At 61.2% G+C, this 25151-nt stretch carries 19 protein-coding genes, 3 tRNA genes and 2 pseudogenes; 9 read left to right on the top strand and 15 right to left on the bottom strand.

Translation table 11 applies throughout. The features are described 5' to 3' along the window. Positions 1 to 138 precede the first annotated feature (138 nt). Positions 139 to 1761, top strand: a complete 1623-nt coding sequence (gene pgi / locus PQR53_RS17505) for a glucose-6-phosphate isomerase (protein ID WP_408456118.1) — start codon at positions 139 to 141, stop codon at positions 1759 to 1761. 192 nt (positions 1762 to 1953) lie between these two features. Here pgi and PQR53_RS17500 read toward each other — a convergent pair whose 3' ends face one another. After that, positions 1954 to 2640, bottom strand: a complete 687-nt coding sequence (locus tag PQR53_RS17500; protein WP_179731591.1) for an ABC transporter ATP-binding protein — start codon at positions 2638 to 2640, stop codon at positions 1954 to 1956. On the opposite strand from PQR53_RS17500, the gene PQR53_RS17495 reads away from it, so the two are divergent. Together PQR53_RS17495 and PQR53_RS17490 are read left to right on the top strand one after the other, a co-directional pair. Beyond that, the gene (locus PQR53_RS17495) at positions 2639 to 3343 is read left to right on the top strand and encodes an arylesterase (protein WP_408456116.1); all 705 of its coding nucleotides are present in this window, start codon (positions 2639 to 2641) and stop codon (positions 3341 to 3343) included. The genes PQR53_RS17500 and PQR53_RS17495 overlap by 2 nt on opposite strands. A 119-nt stretch (positions 3344 to 3462) precedes the next feature. After that, positions 3463 to 3804 carry a hypothetical protein gene (locus PQR53_RS17490; RefSeq protein WP_408456114.1) on the top strand — a complete coding sequence of 114 codons (342 nt, stop codon included), beginning with the start codon at positions 3463 to 3465 and terminating at the stop codon, positions 3802 to 3804. Between the two features lie 159 nt (positions 3805 to 3963). Here the strand turns inward: PQR53_RS17490 and PQR53_RS17485 are convergent, their stop codons facing one another. The 8 genes from PQR53_RS17485 to tig all read right to left on the bottom strand — a co-directional run bounded on the left by PQR53_RS17485 (position 3964) and on the right by tig (position 13223). Then, positions 3964 to 5901: a SurA N-terminal domain-containing protein gene (locus PQR53_RS17485; RefSeq protein ID WP_408456111.1), complete on the bottom strand. Its 1938-nt coding sequence runs from the start codon at positions 5899 to 5901 to the stop codon at positions 3964 to 3966. A gap of 86 nt (positions 5902 to 5987) precedes the next feature. Then, a tRNA-Asp gene (locus PQR53_RS17480) sits at positions 5988 to 6064 on the bottom strand. A 36-nt stretch (positions 6065 to 6100) separates the two neighbouring features. Beyond that, positions 6101 to 6176, bottom strand: a tRNA-Val gene (locus PQR53_RS17475). Between the two features lie 143 nt (positions 6177 to 6319). Further along, a complete protein-coding gene (locus PQR53_RS17470; RefSeq protein WP_408456109.1) occupies positions 6320 to 6592 on the bottom strand; it encodes an HU family DNA-binding protein in 273 nt (90 codons plus the stop codon). A gap of 350 nt (positions 6593 to 6942) precedes the next feature. After that, positions 6943 to 9372: an endopeptidase La gene (lon, locus tag PQR53_RS17465; protein ID WP_408456107.1), complete on the bottom strand. Its 2430-nt coding sequence runs from the start codon at positions 9370 to 9372 to the stop codon at positions 6943 to 6945. Positions 9373 to 9574: 202 nt separating this feature from the next. Beyond that, entirely contained in the window at positions 9575 to 10846 is a 1272-nt protein-coding gene (gene clpX / locus PQR53_RS17460; RefSeq protein WP_020065906.1) for an ATP-dependent Clp protease ATP-binding subunit ClpX, read from the bottom strand. Positions 10847 to 11029: 183 nt separating this feature from the next. Continuing rightward, a complete protein-coding gene (clpP, locus tag PQR53_RS17455) occupies positions 11030 to 11683 on the bottom strand; it encodes an ATP-dependent Clp endopeptidase proteolytic subunit ClpP (RefSeq protein WP_007182010.1) in 654 nt (217 codons plus the stop codon). A 193-nt stretch (positions 11684 to 11876) separates the two neighbouring features. After that, positions 11877 to 13223 (bottom strand): trigger factor, encoded by a 1347-nt coding sequence (gene tig / locus PQR53_RS17450; protein ID WP_408456104.1) that lies wholly within the window; start codon positions 13221 to 13223, stop codon positions 11877 to 11879. Between the two features lie 582 nt (positions 13224 to 13805). On the opposite strand from tig, the gene PQR53_RS17445 reads away from it, so the two are divergent. Both PQR53_RS17445 and PQR53_RS17440 read left to right on the top strand, forming a co-directional pair. Next, the gene (locus PQR53_RS17445) at positions 13806 to 14951 is read left to right on the top strand and encodes a glycerate kinase (RefSeq protein ID WP_408456102.1); all 1146 of its coding nucleotides are present in this window, start codon (positions 13806 to 13808) and stop codon (positions 14949 to 14951) included. A gap of 63 nt (positions 14952 to 15014) precedes the next feature. Continuing rightward, a complete protein-coding gene (locus tag PQR53_RS17440; RefSeq protein WP_408456100.1) occupies positions 15015 to 15467 on the top strand; it encodes a MarR family winged helix-turn-helix transcriptional regulator in 453 nt (150 codons plus the stop codon). Positions 15468 to 15679: 212 nt separating this feature from the next. Here PQR53_RS17440 and PQR53_RS17435 read toward each other — a convergent pair whose 3' ends face one another. Further along, positions 15680 to 17230, bottom strand: coding sequence for a DUF3999 domain-containing protein (locus tag PQR53_RS17435; protein ID WP_408456098.1), 1551 nt, complete (start codon positions 17228 to 17230; stop codon positions 15680 to 15682). Next, positions 17227 to 17403: pseudogene (locus tag PQR53_RS17430) on the bottom strand (DUF2339 domain-containing protein); the annotation flags it as partial. The pseudogene PQR53_RS17430 and the gene PQR53_RS17435, both read right to left, overlap by 4 nt. 198 nt (positions 17404 to 17601) lie before the next feature. Between PQR53_RS17430 and PQR53_RS17425 the strand changes: the two are divergent. Beyond that, positions 17602 to 17895 carry a hypothetical protein gene (locus PQR53_RS17425; protein WP_408456096.1) on the top strand — a complete coding sequence of 98 codons (294 nt, stop codon included), beginning with the start codon at positions 17602 to 17604 and terminating at the stop codon, positions 17893 to 17895. A gap of 95 nt (positions 17896 to 17990) precedes the next feature. On the opposite strand, the gene PQR53_RS17420 is transcribed toward PQR53_RS17425, so the two are convergent. Beyond that, positions 17991 to 18077 (bottom strand) — tRNA-Leu (locus PQR53_RS17420). A gap of 231 nt (positions 18078 to 18308) precedes the next feature. Between PQR53_RS17420 and PQR53_RS17415 the strand changes: the two genes are divergently transcribed. Next, positions 18309 to 19133 (top strand): squalene/phytoene synthase family protein, encoded by an 825-nt coding sequence (locus tag PQR53_RS17415; protein ID WP_408456093.1) that lies wholly within the window; start codon positions 18309 to 18311, stop codon positions 19131 to 19133. Positions 19134 to 19219: 86 nt separating this feature from the next. On the opposite strand, the gene PQR53_RS17410 is transcribed toward PQR53_RS17415, so the two are convergent. From PQR53_RS17410 to PQR53_RS17400, 3 genes and pseudogenes are all read right to left on the bottom strand, one after another. Next, positions 19220 to 20494 (bottom strand): DUF1501 domain-containing protein, encoded by a 1275-nt coding sequence (locus PQR53_RS17410; RefSeq protein WP_408456090.1) that lies wholly within the window; start codon positions 20492 to 20494, stop codon positions 19220 to 19222. A gap of 119 nt (positions 20495 to 20613) precedes the next feature. Beyond that, a pseudogene (locus tag PQR53_RS17405) lies at positions 20614 to 21962 on the bottom strand (DUF1800 domain-containing protein). Between the two features lie 210 nt (positions 21963 to 22172). Next, a complete protein-coding gene (locus tag PQR53_RS17400; protein ID WP_408456087.1) occupies positions 22173 to 22499 on the bottom strand; it encodes a hypothetical protein in 327 nt (108 codons plus the stop codon). Positions 22500 to 22728: 229 nt separating this feature from the next. Here PQR53_RS17400 and ompR point away from each other — a divergent pair, with 229 nt between their 5' ends. Both ompR and PQR53_RS17390 read left to right on the top strand, forming a co-directional pair. Then, positions 22729 to 23463 (top strand): osmolarity response regulator transcription factor OmpR, encoded by a 735-nt coding sequence (gene ompR, locus PQR53_RS17395; RefSeq protein ID WP_006048917.1) that lies wholly within the window; start codon positions 22729 to 22731, stop codon positions 23461 to 23463. Positions 23464 to 23653: 190 nt separating this feature from the next. Continuing rightward, a complete protein-coding gene (locus PQR53_RS17390) occupies positions 23654 to 25003 on the top strand; it encodes an ATP-binding protein (RefSeq protein ID WP_054039512.1) in 1350 nt (449 codons plus the stop codon). The last annotated feature ends 148 nt before the right edge of the window (positions 25004 to 25151 follow it).

The raw sequence follows: 25151 nt of genomic DNA, 5'->3' as shown, positions 1-25151 counted from the left end.
CAGGCGGGCTCACGGCGTTTCCCCGCAAGCCACCGCGAACCCGGCCGCGCGGCATCGCTCTAACAGCATCGTTTGCATCATCCTCGGCAGCGCTTCACGCGCGTGTCATCCTTCGTGCCCCTTCGTTAGACGGACGCTATGACGCAGAACTCGCTCCCCTCCTGGTCCTCGCTGCAAACGCATTACGAGAAGATTCGCGATGCGCACATGCGCGACTGGTTCGCCCCCGAGAACGATCCCACCCCTACCCGTGCTGAGCGCTTTGCGTTCGCGGGCGGTGGTCTCGCGGCCGATTTCTCGAAGAACCGCATCACTGAAGAAACCCTGAAACTGCTGGTGCAACTTGCCCGCGAAGCCGGCGTCGAGAAACGCCGCGATGCCATGTTCGCGGGCGAAATCGTCAATCCGACGGAAGGCCGCGCCGCGCTGCACACCGCGCTGCGCGCCACCGACCCGAAGGCGCCGTTCCACGCGCAGATCGAGGCCGAGCGCGCGAAGATGGCGGCCTTCGCCGACAAGGTCCGCAGCGGCGAGTGGACTGGCTATACGGGCAAGCGGATTCGCTACGTCGTGAACATCGGCATCGGCGGCTCGGATCTCGGGCCGAAGATGGTCGTGCATGCACTGCATCACCTGGCCGCGCCGGAGATCACCACGCACTTCGTGTCGAATGTCGATGGTGCGGATCTGTACAACGTAATGCAGCAGATCGATCCCGAAGAAACCCTCGCGATCATCGTCTCCAAGACCTTCACCACGCTCGAGACCATGACCAATGCGCGCTCGCTGCGCGACTGGTTCATCGAGAAAGGCTGCCCGGAAAGCGCACTGGCGAAGCACTTCGTCGGCGTGTCGGCGAACCCCGCTGAGGTGGTCAAGTTCGGCATTGCGAAAGAGAACGTGTTCGAGATGTGGGACTGGGTCGGCGGACGTTATTCGCTATGGTCGGCAGTCGGTCTGTCGATCATGATTGCAATCGGCCCGCAGCAGTTCGGCGAACTGCTGGCCGGCGCCAACGAGATGGACCAGCATTTCCGCGACGCACCGCTCGAGAAGAATCTGCCCGTGCTGCTCGGCATGATCGGCATCTGGTATCGCAACTTCTTCGGCTCGCAAAGCTATCTGGTCGCACCGTATTCGGAAGCGCTGCATTTCCTGCCGTCGTATCTGCAACAACTCGAGATGGAGAGCAACGGCAAGTCGGCCCGTCTGGATGGTGTGATGGTCGACTATCCGACCGCCGCCGTGACGTGGGGCGAGCCGGGCACGAATGGTCAGCATGCATTTTTTCAAATGCTGCACCAAGGTCCGACCATCGTGCCGATCGACTTCATCGCCGTACTGACGCCGGAGCATCCGCTCGTCAGTCATCATCCGAAGCTGCTGGCGAACTGCTTCGCGCAAAGCGAAGCGTTGATGCTCGGCCGCACGCTCGAAGAAGCGAAGAAGGTGGCCGGCGCGGACAAGCCTGACCTCGCGCCGCACCTGGTGTTCCCGGGTAACCGGCCGACCTCCACGCTGCTCGTCGAGGCGCTCACCGCGCGTTCGCTGGGCGCATTGATCGCGCTGTACGAGCATAAGGTGCTGGTGCAGGCATCGGTGTGGGACATCAATCCGTTCGATCAGTGGGGCGTCGAGCTAGGCAAGATCCTCGGCAAGGTGGTCGAGGCGGATCTGACGTCGGCAAGTGTCGATGAGAAGAAGCATGACTCGTCGACGTCGGCGTTGATTGCGCGGGCGCGTGCTGCGTTGAAGCGGTGAGAGACGTTCGCTGAAATAAAAAGCGGGCCTTGGCGGCCCGCTTCAGACTGCTGATCCACCCCACGTTTTTCGGAGCGTGGGGTTTTGTTTTTAGACGGCCGAATGTTGCCGCGGGACGCGTCGCTTCACGCGAAGAAGGCCGGTACTTTGGCCCGGTGACGATCGATGGCTTGAACGGCAGGCAGCCCGTTCTCAGGCCAACCGCCCCGCTTCGATCGTCACCGTCGTATCGCAGCGGCGCGCGAGCTCGATGTCGTGCGTGACGAGAATCAACGTGGCGCCGTTCGCGCGGTTCATCTCGAACATCAAATCGATCACTGCATGACCGGTTGCGGCATCGAGGCTGCCAGTCGGCTCGTCGGCAAACAGGATCGCCGGATGCGTCACAAACGCGCGAGCGAGGGCGACTCGCTGCTGCTCGCCGCCCGACAGCAGCTTCGGATAATGCGCAGTGCGCTTGCCAAGCCCCACCTGCTCCAGCAAACCGCGCGCACGCGCCGCAGCCTCACGCGTGCCGATGCCGCCTTGCAGTTCGAGCGGCAAGGTGACGTTTTCGAGCGCCGTCAAATGTGGCATGAGTTGAAACGACTGGAACACGAAACCGACCGAGCCGCTGCGCAACGCGGCGCGCTCGTCTTCGTTCAGTTCAGTGAGTTCGCGGCCGAGCAGCCGAACCGAGCCCGAGCTCGCGCTGTCCAATCCTGCGAGCAAGCCGAGCAGCGTAGACTTGCCCGACCCGGATGCACCGACGATTGCCACACTGCTGCCGGCATCGATAGCAAGATCGATGTCCTCGAGAATCGTCAGTTCGCCTGTTGCATCCTTAACCTTCTTGCACAAACCCCGCACGTCAATGACTGGATCAGTTCTGTTTAGCATGGTGAAGCGTAGGTTGAAATTGCGTGCCGTAGCGCCTCGCGCGCCGGCGCTGACGACGGTATGCGGCTCGGCCGTGCTGGCCGCAACCCTGTTTTCGCTGCCCTTCCCAGCCGATGCGGCTAACGCGCCCGAACCGGCCAGGCCGGTGATCGTCGTACTCGGCGACAGTATCTCGGCCGAATACGGCTTGCCCCGTGACACCGGCTGGGTTGCCTTGATGCGCCAGCGCCTCACCAACGAGCGAATCGATTATAGCGTCGCCAATGCGAGCATCAGCGGCGACACGACGAGCGGCGGACGGGCTCGCTTGCCGGCACTATTGCAACGTCTCAAGCCGAGCATCGTGATCGTGGAACTCGGCGCCAACGACGCGTTACGCGGTGTGCCGCTCTCCACGACCGAAGACAACCTGCGTACCATCATCGAGCAGACTCAGCAGAGCCACGCGAAGGTCGTGCTGGTTGGCATGTACGTGCCGCCTAATTACGGCCCCGACTACACGCAAAAGTTCCACGGCCTGTACGGTGATCTGTCGAAACAATTGAAGGTGCCGCTGGTGCCCTTCCTGCTCGCTGGAATCGCCGACAAACCCGAGATGTTTCAGGCGGATCAGCTTCATCCCACCCAGCAGGCACAGCCAGTGCTACTCAACAACGTGTGGCCGGCTATCAAGCCACTCCTTCGCACAAGTTCGCCGCCCTGAAAAGCTCGCTAACAACTTGTTTCCGGTAATTGGGGAACACGGATCGGCAAGGTCGCTCTGACACTTTCGTAATCCCGTGTAATCCCGGCTCGATTTTGAGCGACTTCTGAGGAGATAACGTGAAATATTTACCGTTAATCGCTTTGACCGTGGCAATTTCCGCATGTGCCGCCCAACCGCCTGCTGGTGTCCAATCCGTGGGTCAAAGCCAGCAACCACCGAAGGCCGTCGCTACGTGCATCGCGCAAAAGTGGGCCGATAGCTCGCAACAGCAAGTCGTGTCGCAAGACACCCTGGCTAACGACCAGGCCATGGATGTGTACGTGCCGGGCCAGCAACCGCCTAACGGCGCGGCCGCCGTGGTACGTCCGTCGTACAGCGGCCCCGGTACGTGGGTCGGTTTCCGCGCGAATGGCGCTGCGGGAAGCGACGCCACCAGCGCGATTAGCGGTTGCCTTTAAGGACTGACGGTATATAAGGGAGCCGAGTGCATCCGAGTCAACCGTTTGGCGAGCTTGCACTCGTTAAACAAAAAAAGCCCCGCGATTGCGGGGCTTTTTTGTATCTGTGTAGCTTTGCTTGTTGCTTGTTGCTTGTTGCTTGCTTGCGCGCTGGAGAGCTTAGTCGCCGCTCGCCTGAGCATTGCTGCTGTCGAGTGAACCGTAGAACTTCACCTTCGAACGGGCACGCAGCGCTTGAAGATAAGCCTCCGCTTCCGACTGCGCGTCAACTTGCGCAATCTGCTGCTGGGCGGCAGCCAAACGCTGCGGATCGATCGGCGCACCCGCAATAACCGAGTTCACACGGTAGATCGCATAGCCGTCGTCACCGAGATCCACGCCGACATACGCCGGTAACTTTTGCGCGTCCGCTTTGTAGATTGCACTCAACGCAGCCGGCGGCACGCCCTGCGCGTCATTGCGCGAAACCTTCAGTGGCGACGAGAAGCCCGTTGTCGCCTTCGACTTCTCAAACTCCGCCAGCTTCGCGATGCCGTCCTTATCAGCGGCCTCGTCCGACTGAATCGCGATCACTTTCTGACGCACTGCGTCCTTGACAGCGTCGAGCGCCGGCACGACCGCAGCCTTGTAATCGGTCACGCGTGCCGCGATCAGCGTGTTGCCGCCGACGTCGATCGCTTGCGTGTTGTTGCGCGCGGTGACCGCGTCGTTTGCGAACACAGCAGCGAGGAACTTCGCGTTGTTCAGCGGGCTGTCAGGCGGCAGCTTCGGATCCGGCTGCGGCGTCACCGTGGCCGTTTGCAGTTGCAGCTTGTACTTGTCGGCGGCAGGCTGCAGGCTCTTCGCCTTCTCGTAGACGATCGACGTGAAGCCTTCCGAGTCGTCGGTGAATGCCTTGCTCGCCAGTTGCGTCTTCAGGTCTTTGGCGATCTGACCTTTCACTTCGTCGAACGGCCTGGTGACAGCCGGCTTCACGTCCGTGACCTTGACGATGTGATAGCCGAAGTCGGTCTGCACAATGCCGCTCACTTCGTCTTTCTTAAGACCGAACACAGCGTCGTCGAACGACTGGCCACCTGCGATCATGCCGCGACCGAAGTAGCCCAGGTCGCCACCTTTCGACGCCGAACCGGGATCCTGCGAGTTCTGCTGGGCGATCTGCGCGAACTGGTCCGGGTGCGCCTTGATCTGTGCGAGCAGGTCTTCTGCCTTCTGCTTCGCCTTGGCCTTGTCGGCGGCGCTGGCATCTTTCGGCGCGGCGATCAGGATGTGGCTCGCGCGCACCTGACCGTCCGTGCGGTAGTGCGCGATGTTGTCGTCGTAGTACTTTTTCAGGTCGGCGTCGCTCGGCTGCACACCCGCACCCACCGTTGCCGGCGACATCACAAGGTACTGGATCGTTGCCGTGGCGGGCCTCGCGAAGTCATTGCGATGCGCGTCGTAATACGCCTGCAGTTGTGCATCCGTAGGCTGCACCTTCGTTGCATAGTCACGCGGATGGAACGCGATACCCTGCACTTCGCGCTGCTGTTCGGCGAGCTCGGTCAGATGCTGTGCGAGAGTCTTCGACGTGAAGGCGCTGCCTTGAATGCTCGCCGGCAGTTGCTGCGTAGCGATGCTGTAACGCACACGTTCGTCGTATTGATCGGGCGTCATGCCCTGCATCGCGAGCAATTGCTTGTAACGGTCGACGTCAATCGAGCCGTCAGGATTCTTCAGCGACGAGATCACCGGATCGTTCAGCAGCACACGGCGCACAGCGTCGTCCGATGCGGTCAGATGCAGGCGCTGCGTCTCATCAGCCAGCACACGTTGCTCGATCAGACCGTCGAGCATCTCGCTACGGCGCTCCGGCGTGTCGAACGACTTCATATCGAACTGCGCGCCGAGCATCTGACGGGCACGGTCGAGCTGCTGACGCATCGCGTCGTCATACTCTGCGCGGGTAATCTTGTGGCCGTTGACGCTGGCGACGTTTGCACTTTCGTCAAAGAAGCCGCGGAAGCCTTGAATACCCACAAAACCCAACCCCGGCACAATGACGAGGATGAGCATGAACATCATCAGGCGTTTGTGATTGCGGAAAAAATCGAGCATGCGTGAGGGGTGCCAAAAACAGAACGCCCGATCTTACAACAGCGGGCAATAAAAAAGGCGAACCGTAGTTCGCCTTTCGAGGATACTGGCGGAGTGGACGGGACTCGAACCCGCGACCCCCGGCGTGACAGGCCGGTATTCTAACCGACTGAACTACCACTCCTTATATTGCGCTGAAACACTTAACCGAATCTGAAACTGGTGGGTGCTGAGAGGCTCGAACTCCCGACCTACGCCTTGTAAGGGCGCCGCTCTACCAACTGAGCTAAGCACCCGTTTCAAGATTCAGTGTGCTTCTGCTTTGCTGCCCGATTTATCAACTGGGTGTCTCAACCGCGTCCAACCGATGCGACACCAAGTCACGCAGAATTCACCACACTTCTTTAGCGAATCCGCAATTCCTCAAGCAGCAAGCCCATTAGTTTAGCGCATCCTTCAGAGCTTTGCCAGGCCTAAATTTCGGGACCTTCGCCGCCTTGATCTTGATGGCGTCGCCTGTGCGCGGATTGCGTCCCGTGCGCGCGGTACGCTTGCCCACGGCAAACGTTCCGAAGCCCACCAACGTGACCGAGCCGCCTTTCTTCAACGTACCTTTGACGCCACCGATCACCGCATCCAATGCGCGGCCCGCCGCGGCCTTCGAAATATCGGCTTCATGTGCAATGTGATCGATCAATTCCGTTTTGTTCATTCCAACCCCCGAGAATGTTTATGGCTGTTTATGGCAATCGTGACGGCGCTCTCCAGCACCTGGCATCACGCGGCTGCGGGCAACGCCGAGCCGACTCATTAGAATTGGCCGAAACCCTTGTGTCAACCGGGGTTGAGCCTGATTCGAAAAGTTCTGAGGGCACTTCTATAACCAAATCTTGCCGCGAATCGATGCGCGCGCAAGCAGTCGGCGACGCAGAACGTCTATTGCTCAAAAGATGGGATTATTTGCGCTCCAAACGCATGCTTCGGTAGCTCGCCGACAATAAAAAAACCCGCGACCTGGGTCGCGGGTTTTTATACAGCAAACAGCGTTCGCTGCTGACTACCTTAGTGCTTCACGACGTCCGTTGCCGCGCCGTCCTTGCCGGGCTCAGCCGCTGCGACAGGCGTAGTAGCCGGCTTCGGCTCTTCGTCAGGCAATGCCTGAGGCACACGTTCGAGCGCCAACTCGAGCACCTTGTCGACCCAGCGGACCGGCACGATTTCGATTGCGTTCTTCACGTTGTCCGGAATCTCCGTCAAGTCCTTGACGTTTTCTTCCGGGATCAGCACCAGCTTGATACCGCCGCGATGCGCCGCCAGCAGTTTTTCCTTCAGGCCACCGATCGGCAGAACTTCACCACGCAACGTGATTTCGCCCGTCATCGCAACGTCAGCCCGCACCGGAATACCGGTCAAGACCGACACCAGCGCGGTTGTCATCGCGATACCCGCCGAAGGACCGTCCTTGGGCGTAGCGCCTTCGGGCACGTGAATGTGAATGTCCTGCTTCTCGAATGCTTCGTCCTTAATACCGAGACGGCGCGAACGCGAGCGAACCACCGAGCGCGCAGCTTCGACGGATTCCTTCATCACGTCGCCGAGCGAACCGGTACGGATCACATTGCCCTTACCCGGCATCACCGCGGCTTCAATGGTCAGCAAATCGCCGCCCACTTCCGTCCACGCAAGACCCGTGACCTGGCCAACCTGATTTTCCTTCGCGGCCAAACCGAAGTCGTACTTCCGCACGCCGAGGAAGGTGTCGATATTGCTGCCGTCGACTTTCACCGCGCCTTCCGCCTTCTTCAGCAGAAGCATCTTCACGACCTTGCGGCAGATCTTCGAAATTTCACGCTCGAGCGAACGAACGCCCGCTTCACGCGTGTAGTAACGAATGATGTCGCGGATCGCGGTTTCCGTCACATCGACCTCGCCATCCTTGAGGCCGTTGTTTTTCTTCTGCTTGGGCAAAAGATAACGTTGCGCGATGCTGACCTTCTCGTCTTCCGTGTAACCCGACAGACGGATTACTTCCATCCGGTCGAGCAACGGCGGCGGAATGTTCAGCGAGTTCGACGTCGCCACGAACATCACATCCGACAGATCGAAGTCGACTTCGACGTAGTGATCGGCGAACGTATGGTTCTGTTCCGGATCGAGCACTTCCAGCAGAGCCGACGACGGATCGCCGCGGAAATCCTGACCCATCTTGTCGACTTCGTCGAGCAGGAAGAGCGGATTGCGCACACCGACCTTGGTCAGGCTTTGCAGAATCTTGCCCGGCATCGAACCGATGTAGGTACGACGGTGACCGCGAATCTCGGCTTCGTCACGCACGCCACCGAGCGCCATACGCACGAACTTGCGGTTCGTAGCGCGAGCGATCGACTGACCCAGCGACGTCTTACCGACACCCGGAGGCCCAACGAGGCACAGGATCGGCGCCTTGACCTTGTCGACACGTTGCTGGACCGCGAGATACTCGAGAATACGTTCCTTCACTTTCTCGAGACCGAAATGGTCTTCGTCGAGCACGCGTTCCGCATTCGAGAGGTCGTTGTTGACCTTGCTCTTCTTGCGCCACGGCAAGCCGATCAGCGTGTCGATGTAGTTGCGCACCACCGTCGCTTCGGCCGACATCGGCGACATCAGCTTGAGCTTCTTCAACTCGGCGTCGGCCTTCTTCTTGGCTTCCTTCGGCATGCGGGCAGCCGTGATGCGCTTCTCGAGTTCCTCGAGATCCGCACCTTCTTCGCCTTCGCCCAGTTCCTTCTGGATCGCCTTGACCTGTTCGTTCAGGTAGTACTCGCGCTGGCTCTTCTCCATCTGGCGTTTGACACGCCCACGGATGCGCTTTTCGACCTGCAGGATGTCGATCTCGGCTTCGAGTTGCGCAAGCAGATGCTCGAGGCGCTCGATGACCGGGAACATTTCGAGGATGTGCTGCTTCTGGTCCAGCTTGAGCGGCAGGTGTGCCGCGATCGTGTCGGCCAGACGGCCAGCCTCGTCGATACCCGACAATGAAGTCAGGATCTCCGGCGGGATTTTCTTGTTCAGCTTCACATACTGGTCGAACTGCGACACGATCGCGCGGCGCAGCGCTTCAGTTTCGGCGCTGTCGGCGTGGTCGGGTTCGAGCGGCATGACTTCGCACGAGAACTGCGTTTCCTGTTCTTCGATGGAAAGCGTTTTCGCGCGCTGCAAGCCTTCGACGAGCACCTTAACGGTGCCATCGGGCAGCTTCAGCATTTGCAGGATGTTGGCGATACACCCTACTTCGTACATGTCCTTTTCGGTCGGCTCATCTTTCGCAGCCGTTTTCTGGGCGACCAGCATGATGTGCTTGCCGCCTTCCATCGCTGCTTCGAGAGCCTTGATCGACTTCGGGCGGCCTACGAAGAGCGGAATCACCATGTGCGGGAAGACGACTACGTCACGCAGCGGGAGCAGCGGGAGCGTAATGCGTTCCGGCGGAAGGAGTTGGGTTCCTGACATTTCATTTCCCCATGAGTGGAATCAGTTCGTTCGATAGGTGAGGCCAGCAGAAAAGATTGCAAGCCTCCGCGTGTGGGAAAAGTTCAGTGACTCCGAAGGTTCTGTGACTCCATAGTGAAAACAACCAGGCTGACCACACGATAAACGAAAAAAGCCGTTCACGTTGCCATGAACGGCTTTTTTTGCAGAACCCGAAAGCCGATCAGTTCGAACCCGCCACTTTAGGGGCGTCTTCGTAGATCAGTAGCGGTTTGCCGTCGCCGTCAATTACGTTGTCGTCAATGATGACCTTGCTAACGCCTTTCATTTGCGGCAGGTCGTACATCACATCAAGCAACGCCTGTTCCAGGATCGAACGCAGACCCCGGGCGCCCGTCTTACGACGGATCGCCTTACGTGCAACAGCCTGCAACGCAGCCGGGCGAATTTCGAGCTCGACGCGCTCCATGTTGAACAGCTTGTGGTATTGCTTCACCAAGGCGTTCTTCGGTTCGACGAGGATCTTCATCAACGCCGTTTCGTCGAGCTTGCCGAGTGTAGCCACCACCGGCAGACGGCCGATCAGTTCAGGAATCAGCCCGAACTTGATCAGATCTTCCGGCTCGACTTCGCGCAGCACTTCGCCGGCGTCGCGGTCCTGCTTACTCTTCACGCTGGCGCCGAAGCCGATACCCGTCTTCTCGGTACGGTCGACGATGACCTTCTCGAGGCCGTCGAACGCGCCACCGCAAATAAACAGGATGTTAGTGGTGTCGACCTGGATGAAGTCCTGATTCGGATGTTTACGGCCACCTTGCGGAGGCACCGACGCCATCGTGCCTTCAACCAGTTTCAGCAAGGCCTGCTGAACGCCCTCACCCGATACGTCACGGGTAATCGACGGGTTGTCGGACTTGCGGCTGATCTTGTCGATTTCGTCGATGTAGACAATGCCGCGCTGGGCCTTGTCGACTTCGTAATTGCAATTCTGCAGCAGCTTCTGAATGATGTTCTCGACGTCTTCGCCGACGTAGCCGGCTTCCGTCAGCGTCGTTGCGTCGGCAATGACGAACGGGACGTTCAGAAGGCGTGCGAGCGTCTGCGCGAGCAAGGTCTTGCCGGAACCAGTCGGGCCGATCAGCAGGATGTTGCTCTTGGACAGCTCGATCTCGTCCTTCTTGTCGAGGTGCTTGAGGCGCTTGTAGTGGTTGTACACCGCGACCGCGAGAATCTTCTTCGCGCGTTCCTGACCGATCACATACTGGTCGAGAATTTCACGGATTTCCTGCGGACTCGGCAGATCGGACTTGGACAAGCCCGCCTCAATGCCCGCGCCTGCAGCCTCATCGCGGATGATTTCGTTGCACAGGTCGATACATTCATCACAGATGAACACCGACGGGCCGGCAATCAGTTTTTTGACTTCATGCTGGCTCTTGCCGCAGAACGAGCAATACAACAGCTTTTCGCTGTTAGAACCTTTCTTGTCCGCCATAGATGTGTGAGCCTCCGGACACTCGATTACATGATACGCCGTTTGCCCTAGCCTCGCAGTTTGGGCGCGGCAGGGCTTGAGCCAAGGTGACGGCGTTTGCCGCAGGCACTCGGACGAGTCTTGACTATTTCACAACCGATCCGACGACGGCCTCGCCCCGTTTTGGGGCAAGACCGCACCGATTCAAGGACGCTTGTGCGCCACCTGGTCAACCAGACCGTAAGCTTGCGCGTCGTCGCCGGACATGAAATTGTCCCGGTCGGTGTCGCGTGCGATACGTTCGACAGGCTGGCCGGTGTGGTGTGCGAGCAGATGATTCAGCCGCTCCTTCAAATACAGGATTTCGCGCGCCTGGATTTCAATATCAGACGCCTGGCCACGCGCGCCGCCGAGCGGTTGGTGAATCATCACGCGCGAATTCGGCAACGCAAAGCGTTTGCCCTTCGCGCCGGCTGCCAGCAGGAACGCGCCCATGCTGGCGGCGAGGCCCATGCACAGCGTCGACACATCCGGTTTGATGAACTGCATCGTATCGTAGATCGCCATCCCGGCTGAAACCGAACCGCCCGGGCTGTTGATATAGAAGCTGATGTCCTTGTCCGGGTTTTCACTTTCAAGGAACAACATCTGCGCGACCACGAGGTTGGCCGTCTGGTCGTTCACTTCGCCGACCAGGAACACAATACGTTCTTTCAGCAGACGCGAATAGATGTCATACGAGCGCTCGCCCCGGCCGCTCGTTTCCACGACGATCGGCACCAGTCCGAGCGCCTGCGCTTCGAGATCCCGGGACGACTGGGAGGTCAACGTGTCCAGCATTTGGGCGCGAAAGGTCATGCAATGGATCCTTGTCTGGAAATATTCTAAATATTAGATGCTAGACAGGTGTGGTCGACGAGCCCGTATTCAAGTGCGCGAACAGTGCACGCGCGCCATGCAACATCATGCAAAAACGCAATACACATTCACAACACAAAAAAACGGCGTGCGGGCCGTCGCTCCGACAGCCGGCACGCCGTTGCAGCGACGCTTACGCTTGCGCCGTTGCGCTTGCCAGTTCTTCGAAGCTTACTTCCTTGTCCGTCACCTTGGCCTTGCTCAGAACGAAATCGACGACGTTAGCTTCAACGACGTACGCTTCCATTTCGGCAAGACGTTGCTGGTTGGAATAATACCAGCGGACGACTTCCTTCGGGTCTTCGTAGCTTTTCGCGAATTCGTCGACTTCGGCACGAATCTGCTCCGGCTTGGCTTGCAGTTCGTTGGCCTTGACTAGCTCGGCCAGCACAAGGCCCAGCTTCACGCGGCGCTCAGCCTGTTCCTTGAACATTTCAGCCGGGATCGGTGCGTCTTTGGCGTTCGGCACGCCGCGTTGCTCCAGATCCTGACGCGCCATACCGACGAGGCGCTCCTGATCCTGTTCGATCAGCGCGTTCGGCACGTCCAGCTCCGAAATCTTCAAGAGCGCGTCCATAACCTGGTTCTTGACGATGGCTTGCGTACGGCGCTTGGCTTCGCGTTCGAGATTGTCTTTGATCTCGGCGCGCATCTTGACCAGATCGCCGTCTTCGATACCCAGCGACTTCGCGAATTCAGCGTCGATTTCCGGCAGATGCGGCCATTCGATCTTCTTCATCGTGATCGTGAATTGGGCGGTCTTGCCGGCGACTTCCTTGCCGTGATAGTCCTCAGGGAATGCCAGATCGAATTCCTTCGACTCGCCGACCTTCAGGCCCAGCGCTGCCTTTTCGAATTCCGGCAGCATGCGGCCTTCGCCCAGCACGAATGCGAAATCGTCTGCGCTGCCGCCCTGGAACACTTCACCTTCAATCTTGCCGACGAAGTCGACTGTTACGCGGTCGCCGTCTTTCGCCGCTACGTCCGCGCCGCCGTCACCGTGCTCGCCGGCTTCGCCGCGAGCGTGGAAGTGCACGCGCTGCTTGCGCAGGATGTCCAGCGTGCGGTCGATTTCCGCTTCGCTGATCGTGGTCGTGGTGCGCTCGATTTCAGCCGTGGCGACGTCGCCAAGCTTCACTTCCGGATAAACCTCGAACGTCGCGTCGAACGCGTAGTCGCCTTCAACAGCGTCGATCTTCGGCGCGAAGCTCGGCTGGCCGGCAACGCGCAGGTTTTCGGCGCGGCTGATGTCGAAAAATTCCTTGCCGACCTTGTCGCTCAGGACTTCGGCTTCCACCTGACCCGAATACTGTTGCGTCACCATCTTGAGCGGCACCTTGCCCGGGCGGAAACCCGGCATGCGCACGTTCTTCGCGAGTTGACGGATACGCGAGTCCACTTCCTTCTGCACGGCGTCCTTCGGCAGGGAAATCGTTACGCGGCGTTCGAGCTTGCCGAGGTTTTCAACAACGTTAGCCATGGCTTCAATCGTCCTAAAATTATTCGAGCGAATCAGTTATCTTCTCCGTGCCGCTTTTCGATGCCACGTTGACGTTCGTTTAGCATCGATTGCGCGCCTGCGCCGCGGGCTTGCAGGCCGCCGGCAGCACGGTTGGGTCCAAAGAGCCGAATATTTTAGCAAACTATTTGCGCGCTTAGCCGGGATTCGATGATTGCGCGCATTTTTGTCGATGTTCGGGCCGCTTTCCCCGCTGTTTTTCGCCTGTTTTGCAGCTTACCGGTGGCTGTTCGGTGTCTGCTCTCGATTCGGTCGCTGCCGGTTTACGGCGTTCTTGCGTCAGGTTAGTTAATTTAGTTAGTCAACGCCCCCTTTCGTCGGCGCCGCTGCCGTCGCAAGCGCGCACAGGCGAGCGCGCCGCGCTCGCCCCGGGCGTTCTTCCTCATGATTCCCGCGCGCCCCGCCACGGACGATCCCGGCTATGCCGTTCGACATATTCAGTCGGCGCGCCCATGCTGATAAGCTAACGGACGCGCTCGGGGCTGCGCCTGCATCTGTTCACGTCACCCGCCCTCGTAACGACTCCAACCATTCAGAGACACCATGCCGAATTTGCCGTCCTCGCCCATCGTCGTCATTGCTCCAGATTCCTTCAAAGGTTCGCTCAGCGCCGAACAGGTCGCACAGGCGATTGCATCCGGCGTCCAGCGTGCCCGCCCGGACGCCACTGTGCGCATCTGTCCGATGGCCGACGGCGGCGAAGGCACGCTCGACGCGATGCTCACGAGCGGCGGCGAGCGCCGCAAGCTGAGCGTGCGCGGCGCGGCTGGTCCGGTGCGCGAGGCACTCACCGGCGTGCTCGCGGACGGCAGCGCGATCATCGAAACGGCCGAAATCGTCGGCATCACCGACCCGGTGGGCATGGGCGTGCCGGTCGAGGCGCGCAGCACGCGTGGCATGGGCGAAGCGATTCGCGCCTTGCTCGACGCCGGGGTACGGCGCTTTTTCGTCGCGCTCGGCGGCAGCAGCACGAACGACGGTGGCGCGGGTTTGCTGGCCGGCCTCGGGCTGAGACTTTTCGACGCGCAAGACAAGGAACTCGACGCGACGCCCGAACAGCTTGCCCGGCTGGCGCGCCTCGACGTGTCGCAACTGGACGCCCGGCTCGCGGACACCGAGTTCGTCGGCATGTCGGATGTGGATAACCCACTGACCGGGGATCACGGTGCGACTGCGGTGTTCGGCCCGCAAAAGGGTGTGAAGCCGGAACAGATTGCCCCGCTCGATACCGTCCTCGGCCGCTTCGCCGATCTGTTGGAGGCGGCGCTCGGGCGCACGGCGCGCGACCAACCCGGCGCGGGTGCGGCCGGTGGTCTCGGCTTCGCGCTGCACATGCTGGGCGCGCAGTTCGAGCCAGGCGCGGAAACCGTCGCGCGCCAGATCGGTCTGGACGCGGCGCTTGAAGGCGCGAACTGGCTGATCACCGGCGAAGGCCGCTCGGACGTGCAAACGCTGCACGGCAAGGCGCCGTTCATCGCTTGCCGTCATGCGCAGGCAGTCGGCGTGCCGGCCACGCTGCTCTCCGGCGCGGTCGATTCAGCGGCGCTGCCGCGCCTTGCAGAACACTTCAGCGGCTGCTTTTCGCCGGCCCCTGGCCCGATCACGCTCGAAATGGCGATTCGCGACGCGGCGCGTTTGCTTGCCGACGCGGCCGAACAGTTGACGCGCCTGAAATACGGCGCGCGTTGACCGGCGGGACGGTTGCGGCAACAATCACAGCGCCACGACCGCTTCACTCATCACGGGAAGACCATGAAGGCCTCCGCCAAAGCCGGACTCGAGCAGTTCCTCACGTATCGCCTGCATGTCCTGAACAAACTCGCCGAGCGTGGCATCGGTGAGCGCTACCAGGACAAGCTGGGCGTGACGTTGCCTGAGGCGCGGGTGATTGCGTCAGTGGGCTCGTTCGGACCGTTTTCGATCATGGAACTGGCGCGGCATGCCAATCTGGACAAGAGTCAGGCCAGCCGTGCAGCCGAGGCATTGATCAAGCAAGGACTCGTGAAACGCGATCCGAGCGCCGAAGACGGCCGCGTCGTGCTGGTGTCGCTCACGCCGGAGGGCCGCGCGCTCTATCGCAAGGTGATGCCGATCGCCCGTAAGTGGAATGGGGATATGTTCCACTGCCTCGACGAACAGGAAAAACTCGCGTTCGGCCAGGCGCTCGACAAGATCATCAACACGATGGTGGAGCGCGAGGAGTAAGCAACGGCATGCCGGCACAGTGCGCATCTTCAGCGCTGTGCGATTGCTCGCTTCGATCCTCGTGACGGACCGCATCTTGCGATTCGGCTCCGCCCGTGATTGCGCCGGTCACGCTCACCGGAGCACATTCCCGCGATGCAACGAATCTGTCGGCACGTCCCAATTCCTCGGTTCAGCGCAATCCGTTACGCCGAGATACCCCTGCGCCGCAGTCAACTCTTTCCCGTGCCTTGACCGTCAGCACCAGCAATGCCTGCATCTTTCACCGTGGCGCCCGCTGCGCCTGATCCATCGGGCACACCACCGGCCAATTCATCCACGCCGCCTACGCCATCGGCCGTACTACCCACGCCACCGCTCGTATCGCTCTCACCGGCCATTCCCTTAGCCACTCCGCCGGCCGGCGGCTGGACCTGAGCGCCGCGCGCAAGCCGCCAGGCGATGGCCCCAAGCGAGCCGACCGCGAGCAACAAAGCCGCCCACAGCATGTAGCGCCGCATCGCATCGGGGTCGTTTCCGGGCGACTGCGCGTCGGCCGCTTGTCCCACGGGCAGTGCCTCACCCAGTCGCGCCGCCACGGCAACCGCCGACGCACCTCTCAGCAGATCCGCCCGGCTCACCGCCGACGACACCGCTGCCGCACTCCCTACCGCCAGGGTGAAAGGCGCGGCCCCGCGCGCGACGAAAGTGAGTGTCGCCGGACGCCAGCCCGCGGCAACGGTCAACGTGCCGCTTCCCAGCCCGCCGTTACGCGTGTCCACCACCAAGCGCCACTGACGATCCGTGTCGGGTGCCAACTCGAGCGATGGATTGCTTTGCTCCATCGCGCCGTTGTGCAGCCGGAACAGCGTCGCGCCCGATACTTCCCGCCACGCCGATTCCAGCCCTGCACGCGAATACACGACGGCGGCCGCCACCGTATTCGGCTGTGGCAAATTCAGGCGCAATCGATCGACAGGATAAGAGCCGCTGGTCGCGAAGAAATACTCGCCGGGTTTCGGCCCCGCCTGTGCGACGATGTCTTCGCGCCATTCCCGCTGGCTATCCGCGCGTTGCGCGGCGCCGGTGCTGGCCGCCTGTACCTGAGCGTCAATCGATTCGATGTACGGCGCGCCGTCAAGCCAGTGCAACCGCAGGTAACGCACGCGCATGCCGTTCAATTCGATGCGGTCCTGGCTCAGCGTGCTGCCGTTGTAGTTGACCTTGAGCAGTTGCGCTTCGCCGGCGGGTTGCCAGTTGCGCAAATCGTCGCTCGCCTCGACGCTGACACGCCCCTGGTAGTTGTCGTCGCGCATATGTACGACCAGGGCGCCCACCTGAGTTTTCCCTCGTGCCTCGCGCCCGACGTCGATCAGGTCCACGTCATGTTGCGCCCGGGACGGCGGCGCCGACGTCGCGCGCAATGAACCGTCGGCTGCAATCGTGACGCCGAGTGGCACCCCCGCGGCGCCGGCAGCCGTGGCCGGCAAGGGGAACCAGGCCACTGGACGCAGCGTGGGTGGTATCCGGGCCGGCTCGCGCGGCGTTTCGAGCGAATACGGTACGGGTTCGCCGGCGCCATTGAAGACGCGCACGTCGCCAAGATCGCTGCGCTGGCTGGCCGCGTAGACGGCAGCCGGAAGCGTCACAGCGCAATAGGCCGCGCCGCTTTCGAGTTCGAGCGCAAAGCGCTGCGAAAAATGATCGGCCGCCCCGGCTGCCGTCGACACCCACACGGAGGCAGTCGCAAGGCACCACCCCGTCACGCGCAAGACACGTTTCATTGCTCAGTTTCCAGGACCGCAGCCTTGGGCGGCAACGGCGAAAAGTAGCCGATCAGCAGCAACATCGAGCCGATACCGATGAACGACACGATCCGCTCGACACCCGTCACGTGAGACAGATCGAACCGGAATAGCTTGATGACGGTCGTCGCCAGCAATCCACTGCCAATGAATCAGAATATCAGGCCATGCATGGTGATTTTCTGCCGGTATATCGCCTAATGGATTAACTGTGCTGAAAACCGTCACCGCGCTTCGAGTCCGCCCGGCTCCGCGAGGCAGCGGCGTTCGCGGCAACCCGTCAACCGTGTCAAAATTCGCGATCGGCGACCGAGCCTTCAATCTCCCACATTTCACCCAAGGAAGTTTCAGTGGATATCAACAAACAGGTAGCGGCCCTCACCGCCTCAGAACTTCAAACCGCCGGCGCGAGCCAGGCGACCGCGATCGCCGTCAGCGTACTGCTGCGTCATCTGCGTTCGCCTGAACTGGTAAAACTATTGTCGTCGGCGTTCGAGAACCATCAGGCGGTCATGCTACAAACACCGTGGCCTGATCCGATGCTGCAGGCGTTCGAATCGACCCGCCGGTTTCTGGAAGGCGCCGCGCAAGCCGAATTGCCAGGCACATCAGCGGATCAACAAGCGCCGGCGCCGGGCGCCTGAGCACCGGCGGCCCCGCGCGGCCCGACGCAAGTCACTTGAAAAACAAAAAACCCCGTCAGTCCAAAGACTTAACGGGGTTCTCCGCTACATAGGGATGGTGCGAGGGAGGGGACTCGAACCCCTACACCCTTGCGGGCGTCAGGACCTAAACCTGGTGCGTCTACCAATTTCGCCACCCTCGCAGCCGGGCAAAGCGCTGTACGTTCTACCCGTTGTCCTGCAGGCTCACGATCGCGTAAAACAACCGCGCCCGAAAGCGTAAGCGCGAGATTCTAACCGATTGATTCGCACTTGTCTGCATTTGCGCATGCATCTGGCCAAGGGGCGTGGATGCTACAATTTTTGGCTAATTGCACGGATGTTGCACGCATGCCGTGCCCTCTTCGCCCGCCCTTCCCCCACATTCCAATCCCGTGAATTTCGACGAATATTGCCAGCAGAAAGCGGCGCCGCCCGGATCGAGCACTTACTATGCGCTTCGCCAGGCGCCCGCGGCAAGCCAGGCGCTCCTGACCGCGCTGTTCGCGCTGCGCCGCGAGTTCGAGGAAACCGTCAAGGAAACCAGCGATCCGGCCATCGGCCGCACCAAACTCGCATGGTGGCAAAACGAAATCGCCGCGCTCGCGTCGGGCTCGCCGTCGCATCCGGTTTCAAAGGCGCTGGCGGCGTATCTGCCCGACGTGCAGGCCGAGTATCCGGCGTTGCAGGCATTGCTCGCCGGCTTCGAGATGGATCTCGATCAGGCGCGCTACCTCGACTATCCGAATCTGCGGCGTTACGTGCAAGGTGTCGGCGGGACCTTCGCGTCGCTGGTCGCGCGCGCCGCGGCAAAAGACGGCGCACTGGCGTCGAGCTGGTCCGCGCCGCTCGGCGAGGCGCTGCAGCTCGCGCAGTTCGTCGTTGAAACCGGCAATGATGCGCGCTACGGCCGGATCTATATTCCGATCGACGAAATGCAGCGCTTTAACGTCACCGCGGCGGATCTGATCAATCGGAAATATACCGATGCGTTTACCGAGCTGATGCGCTTCGAAACCAAACGGGCCCGCGATGCGCTGCATGCGGCGCTCGCCGCCATACCCGCAAGTGAGCGGCGCTCGCAGCGCACCTTGATGGCGCAGGCGGCACTCGCATTGGCGCTGCTCGATGAAATCGAACGCGATGGCTATCACGTGCTGCATCAGCGCATCGCGTTGACGCCGATCCGCAAACTTTGGATCGCGTGGCGCGCGAGGTAAGCGGGTCTAGCGGCGCCACCGGCTCCAGTGGGCGACGCAATGGCCACCACGGCACACTGAAGCACAAGCGCAAGCGCCGCCCGTTCTCAGACGCGTAGCAACGGCAGCGGCTCGAACCGTTGCTGCAGGATCGTGGACGCGTCGAGTCCCCACCATGGCCCGAGCACGGTCGCATAGAGTTGCTGGAAATCGACGCCGACCGGCAGATTGCCATTGCCGTCGAGCCGCGCAAGCACCGGCGGCACGCCATACAAACCGCCCAGCACGCGGCCGCCCATCACGAAATGCGGCGCCACGGTGCCGTGGTCGGTGCCGTTGCTCTGATTCTCACGTGGGCGGCGGCCGAATTCTGCATAGGTCATCACCAGCGTCTGGTCCCAACGGCCGAGCTCCATCAGCGCCGACTTCATCGACACAAACCCTTCGGCCAGTTGCCTAAGCAGTGCCGTCTGCTGACCGGACTGGTTCTGGTGCGTATCGAAACCGTTCAACGTCAAACGGATCACCGCGACGCCCTGCCCGCTCTTCGGCTGCCGCTGCGGCGTGTTCCCCAGGAGGACTTGCTTCGGAGCGTCGCTGGCGGCGAGCACTTGCATCGCCGTCTTGATCGAACTGCCGAATGCTCCACCAGGGAACACCGTTTTCCATTGCGCCTCAGCTTGCGTGGGACGCAGATGGTTGGCGGCTTTCACGATGTCGTTCTCGACGTCGCGAATGTGCGCGAATTCCGGATTGCGCTCGTGCAGCGGCACCGGTGTGGCGAAGCGCGCAGCCTTGACGAACTGCGCCGGATTGACCAGCGCGATCACACGTGCGTCGTTGGCAAGCGGTCCCATTTCCGCACTGCCGATCACCAGGCCGTCAGCGGCAAAACCAGCGGGCACCGGTGTCTGCGCAAATGCCCGCGTGAGCCAGCCCTCGCGCAGATATTGGTCCGAACGCGACGCGGTATCCCAGATCTCGATCGAGCGGAAGTGCGACAGATTCGGTTGCGCATAGCTGACGCCTTGCACGATCGCCAGTTGCCGGCTTTGCCAAAGCGGCATCAGCGACTGCAACGAGGGATGCAGCGCGGTGCGCTCGTCGAGTTGAATCGCCTGGTCGCGTTTGATGCCGATGTTTTTGCGCAGTTGATAGTAGACGGGATCGGCAAACGGAATCACGGTATTCAAACCATCGTTGCCGCCCTTCAGTTCCACGAGAATCAGCAGGTTGCCGTAGCCACGATTCGTTGGGCCGCCCAGGGCTGCCCCCGCTTGCGCCACTTCTGCCGCCGATGCCGCTTGCGCGCCGAACGCGCGTGGCAGCCAGAGCGTCGCGCCGGCGGCTGCACCCATCGAGAGAAAGCTGCGTCGGTTCATCCTGCACCTCGTTCGATTGTCATGGCGCGTGTCCTGCTGCCGTCGACGGATCGTTCATTTGCGCTGCTGATCGTCGCTAAACGGTTGAGCGGTTCAATTCCGCCGCCGGCCCAGGTCATTCACTTCAACTGATAAGCCGGGTCCATCAGCAACGACTCCAGATAAGCGCTGGCGGTCGAATCGGTGTCGATCGCGTCGACTGGCGTAAGCGGCAAGACCGCGTGCTGCAACTGAAGCTCGGCCGAAAGCCCCAGCTTCGCCGTTGGCGCGGTGTTGTACGGCGCAAGCCATGTGCCGATGTCAAAGCGTACGCCGCCGTGGCCAGGCTGGCCGATGCGCGCCATTGCGCGCTGCAGCGGCGGTTTCGTCTGTGCGTTATCCGGCACGCCGCTCACGGTGAGCTTTACGTTAGCCGGAGCGCTCATTCCTCGCTCCAGAACGCGTCGCTCACGAAGAGGCCGCGCAGCGCCACCTTGATATCGTAGTGACTCGCGCGGAACTGCGCGGCGATCGGTGCGATGCGAGTGGGGTCCGGCGTATCGGAGACGAACTCGCGCCACAGCCTGGTCGTGACGAAGGTCGCGGTTTCCGGTCGTGCAAGCAGGATGTCGAGCACCTGATCGTCGTCGAATGGACCGGTTTGACCGAGCACGGTCTTGTCGCCGTCGTCGTGCTGGTTGGCACGCCACACGTAGGCTTGAGTGTCGGGATCGAGGCCCCATCCGGTGTAGGCACGCGCCGCTTCCGAGACGTCGCGCTGCGTGTAATGTCCTTCGCCGAGCGTGAACAGTTCCATCACCTCGCGGGCAAAATTTTCGTTTGGCTTTCCCTTGCGATTGCTCGCGCCATCGAGGTATTGCAGCATCGCCGGATCTTCCGCGACGGCGTGCAACAGTTCGCCGAAGTTGCCGAGCGCGTGGCGGCGCAACAGCGTGTTTTGCTGCGCCATCTGCTGCGGATATGGGACCTTGTCCTGATCCGACGTGAAGTGCTTATGCCAGAAGAGCGTCATGCGCTCGGTCAATGGCGACGGCGTGCTCAGCATCTCGCGCACCCACCATGCACGTAATATTTCGTAACGCTGACCGCGCAGTTTTTGCTCGTCGCGGCGCTGGTCATCCGTCCATGTCTTGCGGATGTCGCGAGTCGGGATGGGTTCGAGCACCCAGTCCGGCAGCGGCGTGACAGCTTCGGTTCGGGCTGTCGCCGGCACCCTGTCGACGGCCTGCTCGCGGGTGAGTCCAACGTATTGCGCGAGCTCGCCACTATCGGGCGCAAAGCCGATGCGCGGGAGGAAGAAGCGCGCGTCGTCGGCGTCAAGAAGGTCCTGCTCGTTAGTGGGAAAAGCTGACGCAGCAGACCGCGCGCGATGTTTGCCATGGAGAGCATGAGCCGCGCCTTGCTGCCCAGCGAATGCCGGAACACACCACCAGGTCACGGTCACGAGCGCGACGGCGACGACTGCCATCGACTGCTACCATGACCGCCTGTCAGTGATTTGATCATCGATCATCCGGTTGCATGGCATCGTCAACAGGCATTTCGCGCATGCAATCGCGCTGCGCTCTGGCGACTCAACGGGACAGACGGAACAGCAAAGTTGACGGGGAAAGTGCAAGGAAATCTTTCACGCACGCAAACGGCGCCCGCAGCGCGCCCAGACCAGGCACGAAAATAGCTACCGTTTATAGAGTTCCCGGACAGCGTCTTCGATGTGCTGTCGTAACAGGCGCCGTTCGTCGGGCGTCATATGACCATCACGACGACGTTGATCAAGATCGGGAGGGACTGCGGTGCGCAACATGATGTCGGACGCGGGGCCGTCGTTGTTGGGGCTGCGGCGATTCGCCTTGGGATTAGCGGACCTGGGTGCGTGCTCGCTCGCAGCTCTCTCGGCTGCAGGCTGGGCGTGGGCGAGCGTTGGTCCTAGTGTGCCTGCAAGCGTCCCGGCTACCGCCAGTGCAATTACGCTTAGGCGCACATTCGGCCAAACCCCTCCCTTCATGTTGTTCCCTTCGTGGCGCGGCAACCGGCTACCTCAAATGCGTATACAGACCCCGGTAGCGAGCCGGGTGCGAGAGTTTTAGTCGAGTGAAGTATCCACCGAACAGCCGCATTCAGTAAAGGAGTCTACCTGCCCCTGCTTTACGTCGTGCCACAGTGCGGGTAAATTTTGTAACTGACTGTAACCCGCTAAATGATGCAACCGCGCACCCCTTTCTAATCGCGCTAAGATGCCGACCATGGAAACTAAAAACCCTTCGAAAATCCTCGTCGTCGACGACGATCCGCGCCTGCGCGATCTGCTGCGCCGCTACCTCGGTGAACAGGGCTTCAATGTCTACGTTGCCGAGAACGCGCCCTCCATGAACAAGCTCTGGGTGCGTGAGCGTTTCGATTTGCTCGTGCTCGATCTGATGCTGCCGGGCGAAGACGGCCTGTCGATCTGCCGCCGCTTGCGCGGCAGCAACGACCGCACGCCGATCATCATGCTGACGGCCAAGGGTGAAGACGTCGATCGTATCGTCGGGCTCGAAATGGGCGCCGACGACTATCTGCCCAAGCCGTTCAACCCGCGCGAACTGGTCGCGCGGATTCATGCGGTGCTGCGCCGTCAATCGCCTTCGGAGTTGCCGGGCGCGCCGTCCGAAACCACCGAAGTGTTCGAGTTCGGCGAGTTCGCGCTGAATCTCGCCACGCGCACGCTCACCAAGGCCGGCCAGGAAATTCCGCTGACTACGGGTGAGTTCTCGGTGCTGAAGGTATTTGCGCGTCACCCGCGTCAGCCGCTGTCGCGCGAAAAGCTGATGGAACTGGCTCGCGGCCGTGAATACGAAGTGTTCGACCGCAGCCTCGACGTGCAGATTTCGCGTCTGCGCAAGCTGATCGAACCTGACCCAGGCAGCCCGCGTTTCATCCAAACCGTCTGGGGCCTTGGCTACGTATTTATTCCTGACGGCGCAGCCTGAGTTTGTTCTCAACGCCTGTGTCGACCAGAGTTGGCGCTTTAGCGCCTTATCTCTGGTCCCATGCAACGCTGTCGACCAGAGTTGGCGCTTTAGCGGTCGACCAGAGTTCGCGCCTCAGCGCGCTCACTCGGCTCCCATGCAAGGCACTTACTCGGGTCCCCTGCAAGACATTTCCAGATAAGAAGGGCCCATGCGGATCGACCGGCGCCTCCTGACGCTCGCGTTCGGCGGCCTTTTCTGGCGGACCTTTCTGTTGATCGCGCTGTTGATCGCAGTCAGTCTCGCCGCGTGGTTCCAGAGCTTTCGGGTGATCGAACGCGAGCCGCGCGCACAGCGCGTGGCTTTGCAACTGGTTGCCATCGTCAAGCTCACACGCACCGCCCTCCTCTATTCCGATCCGGACCTGCGGCGCGCCCTGCTGCAGGATCTGGAGAGCAATGAAGGGGTGCGCGTGTACCCACGGGAAACCACCGACAAATACAAACTCCAGCCCGACGAGTCGCTGAACCGGCTGATCGAACATGACATTCGCGGCCGCCTCGGCGACGACACGGTCATTGCACAGAGTGTCAACGACATCCCCGGCGTCTGGATCAGCTTCAAGATCGACGACGACGATTACTGGGTGGCGCTCGACCGCGACCAACTGGACAACGCGACAGGCTTGCAGTGGGCCGGCTGGGGCGTGTTCGCGCTGGCGCTATCCCTGTTCGGCGCGGCGTTCATCACGAGTCTCGTGAATCGCCCGTTCGCCCGGCTCGCCATGGCCGCGCGCAAGGTCGGCTCGGGCCAGTCGCCTGAACCCTTGCCGGAACGCGGCATGGGTGTCGCCGCCGAGACCAATCGCAGTTTCAACCAGATGGTGCAGGACCTCGAACAACTCGAGGCCGACCGCGCGCTGATGCTGGCGGGCATTTCGCACGATCTACGCACACCGCTTGCACGATTGCGACTCGAAACCGAAATGAGCCCGTCCGATCAGGCCACCAAAGACGCGATGGTCGACGACATCGAGCAGATGGACATGATCATCGGCCGGTTCCTCGATTACGCTCGTCCGGTGCAGCGGGTTCCGGAGCCTGTCGATCTGTCGGTGATCGCCGGCGAATTGGCCGCGCGGATGCAGAGCGAGGACAGCATGCGGCTGATCACGCGTCTTGCGCCATCGGCGGTGATCGAGGCAGATGAAACCGACATGCGGCGCGTGGTCGGCAATCTGCTGGAGAACGCGCGCAAGTACGGCTTGAGCGATGGCGACGGCATTCCGCATGTGATTCTCGAAACGCGGGTATCACACTCTCGGGTCGAGTTGTCCGTTGTCGACGAGGGACCCGGAATTCCTGAAGACCAACTGGCCCTTGTCACACGACCGTTCTACCGTGTGAACTCAGCGCGCACCCAGGCGAACGGCACGGGACTGGGCATGGCCATTGTGCAGCGACTGGTCGGCCGTTATCGCGGCGCGCTGCGACTGCGCAACCGCACGCCGGGACCGGGGCTCGAAGTGACGATCGAGTTTCCGCTGGCAAAAGGCGCCTGATTTTCCGCGCCTTTGTGCGGTTCCTGCGACCACCGGCCGGGTCGACTATCAGCACGCGACTTGCCAGGATAAAACTACTGGACGAATGATCCTATAGGTCAATGTCGGAGACGAATAACGGGCTCGCTACGGCGAACCTGTAGCCTCA

Origin of the sequence: Paraburkholderia fungorum, assembly GCF_046027605.1 — a bacterium.
Classification (GTDB): domain Bacteria; phylum Pseudomonadota; class Gammaproteobacteria; order Burkholderiales; family Burkholderiaceae; genus Paraburkholderia; species Paraburkholderia fungorum_F.
Note: the sequence above shows the minus strand (reverse complement) of the source record. Positions and strands in the feature narration are given on the sequence as shown.

Bases quoted from the DNA above. Each gene is read 5' to 3' on its own strand.
- ompR (WP_006048917.1), top strand. From the start codon at position 22,729: ATGCCGACCATGGAAACTAAAAACCCTTCGAAAATCCTCGTCGTCGAC.
- PQR53_RS17470 (WP_408456109.1), bottom strand. From the start codon at position 6,592: ATGAACAAAACGGAATTGATCGATCACATTGCACATGAAGCCGATATT.
- PQR53_RS17435 (WP_408456098.1), bottom strand. From the start codon at position 17,230: ATGAAACGTGTCTTGCGCGTGACGGGGTGGTGCCTTGCGACTGCCTCC.
- PQR53_RS17445 (WP_408456102.1), top strand. From the start codon at position 13,806: ATGCCGAATTTGCCGTCCTCGCCCATCGTCGTCATTGCTCCAGATTCC.
- PQR53_RS17400 (WP_408456087.1), bottom strand. From the start codon at position 22,499: ATGAAGGGAGGGGTTTGGCCGAATGTGCGCCTAAGCGTAATTGCACTG.
- clpX (WP_020065906.1), bottom strand. From the start codon at position 10,846: ATGGCGGACAAGAAAGGTTCTAACAGCGAAAAGCTGTTGTATTGCTCG.
- clpP (WP_007182010.1), bottom strand. From the start codon at position 11,683: ATGACCTTTCGCGCCCAAATGCTGGACACGTTGACCTCCCAGTCGTCC.
- PQR53_RS17410 (WP_408456090.1), bottom strand. From the start codon at position 20,494: ATGAACCGACGCAGCTTTCTCTCGATGGGTGCAGCCGCCGGCGCGACG.
- PQR53_RS17500 (WP_179731591.1), bottom strand. From the start codon at position 2,640: ATGCTAAACAGAACTGATCCAGTCATTGACGTGCGGGGTTTGTGCAAG.
- pgi (WP_408456118.1), top strand. From the start codon at position 139: ATGACGCAGAACTCGCTCCCCTCCTGGTCCTCGCTGCAAACGCATTAC.
- tig (WP_408456104.1), bottom strand. From the start codon at position 13,223: ATGGCTAACGTTGTTGAAAACCTCGGCAAGCTCGAACGCCGCGTAACG.
- PQR53_RS17485 (WP_408456111.1), bottom strand. From the start codon at position 5,901: ATGCTCGATTTTTTCCGCAATCACAAACGCCTGATGATGTTCATGCTC.
- lon (WP_408456107.1), bottom strand. From the start codon at position 9,372: ATGTCAGGAACCCAACTCCTTCCGCCGGAACGCATTACGCTCCCGCTG.
- PQR53_RS17495 (WP_408456116.1), top strand. From the start codon at position 2,639: ATGGTGAAGCGTAGGTTGAAATTGCGTGCCGTAGCGCCTCGCGCGCCG.
- PQR53_RS17390 (WP_054039512.1), top strand. From the start codon at position 23,654: ATGCGGATCGACCGGCGCCTCCTGACGCTCGCGTTCGGCGGCCTTTTC.
- PQR53_RS17440 (WP_408456100.1), top strand. From the start codon at position 15,015: ATGAAGGCCTCCGCCAAAGCCGGACTCGAGCAGTTCCTCACGTATCGC.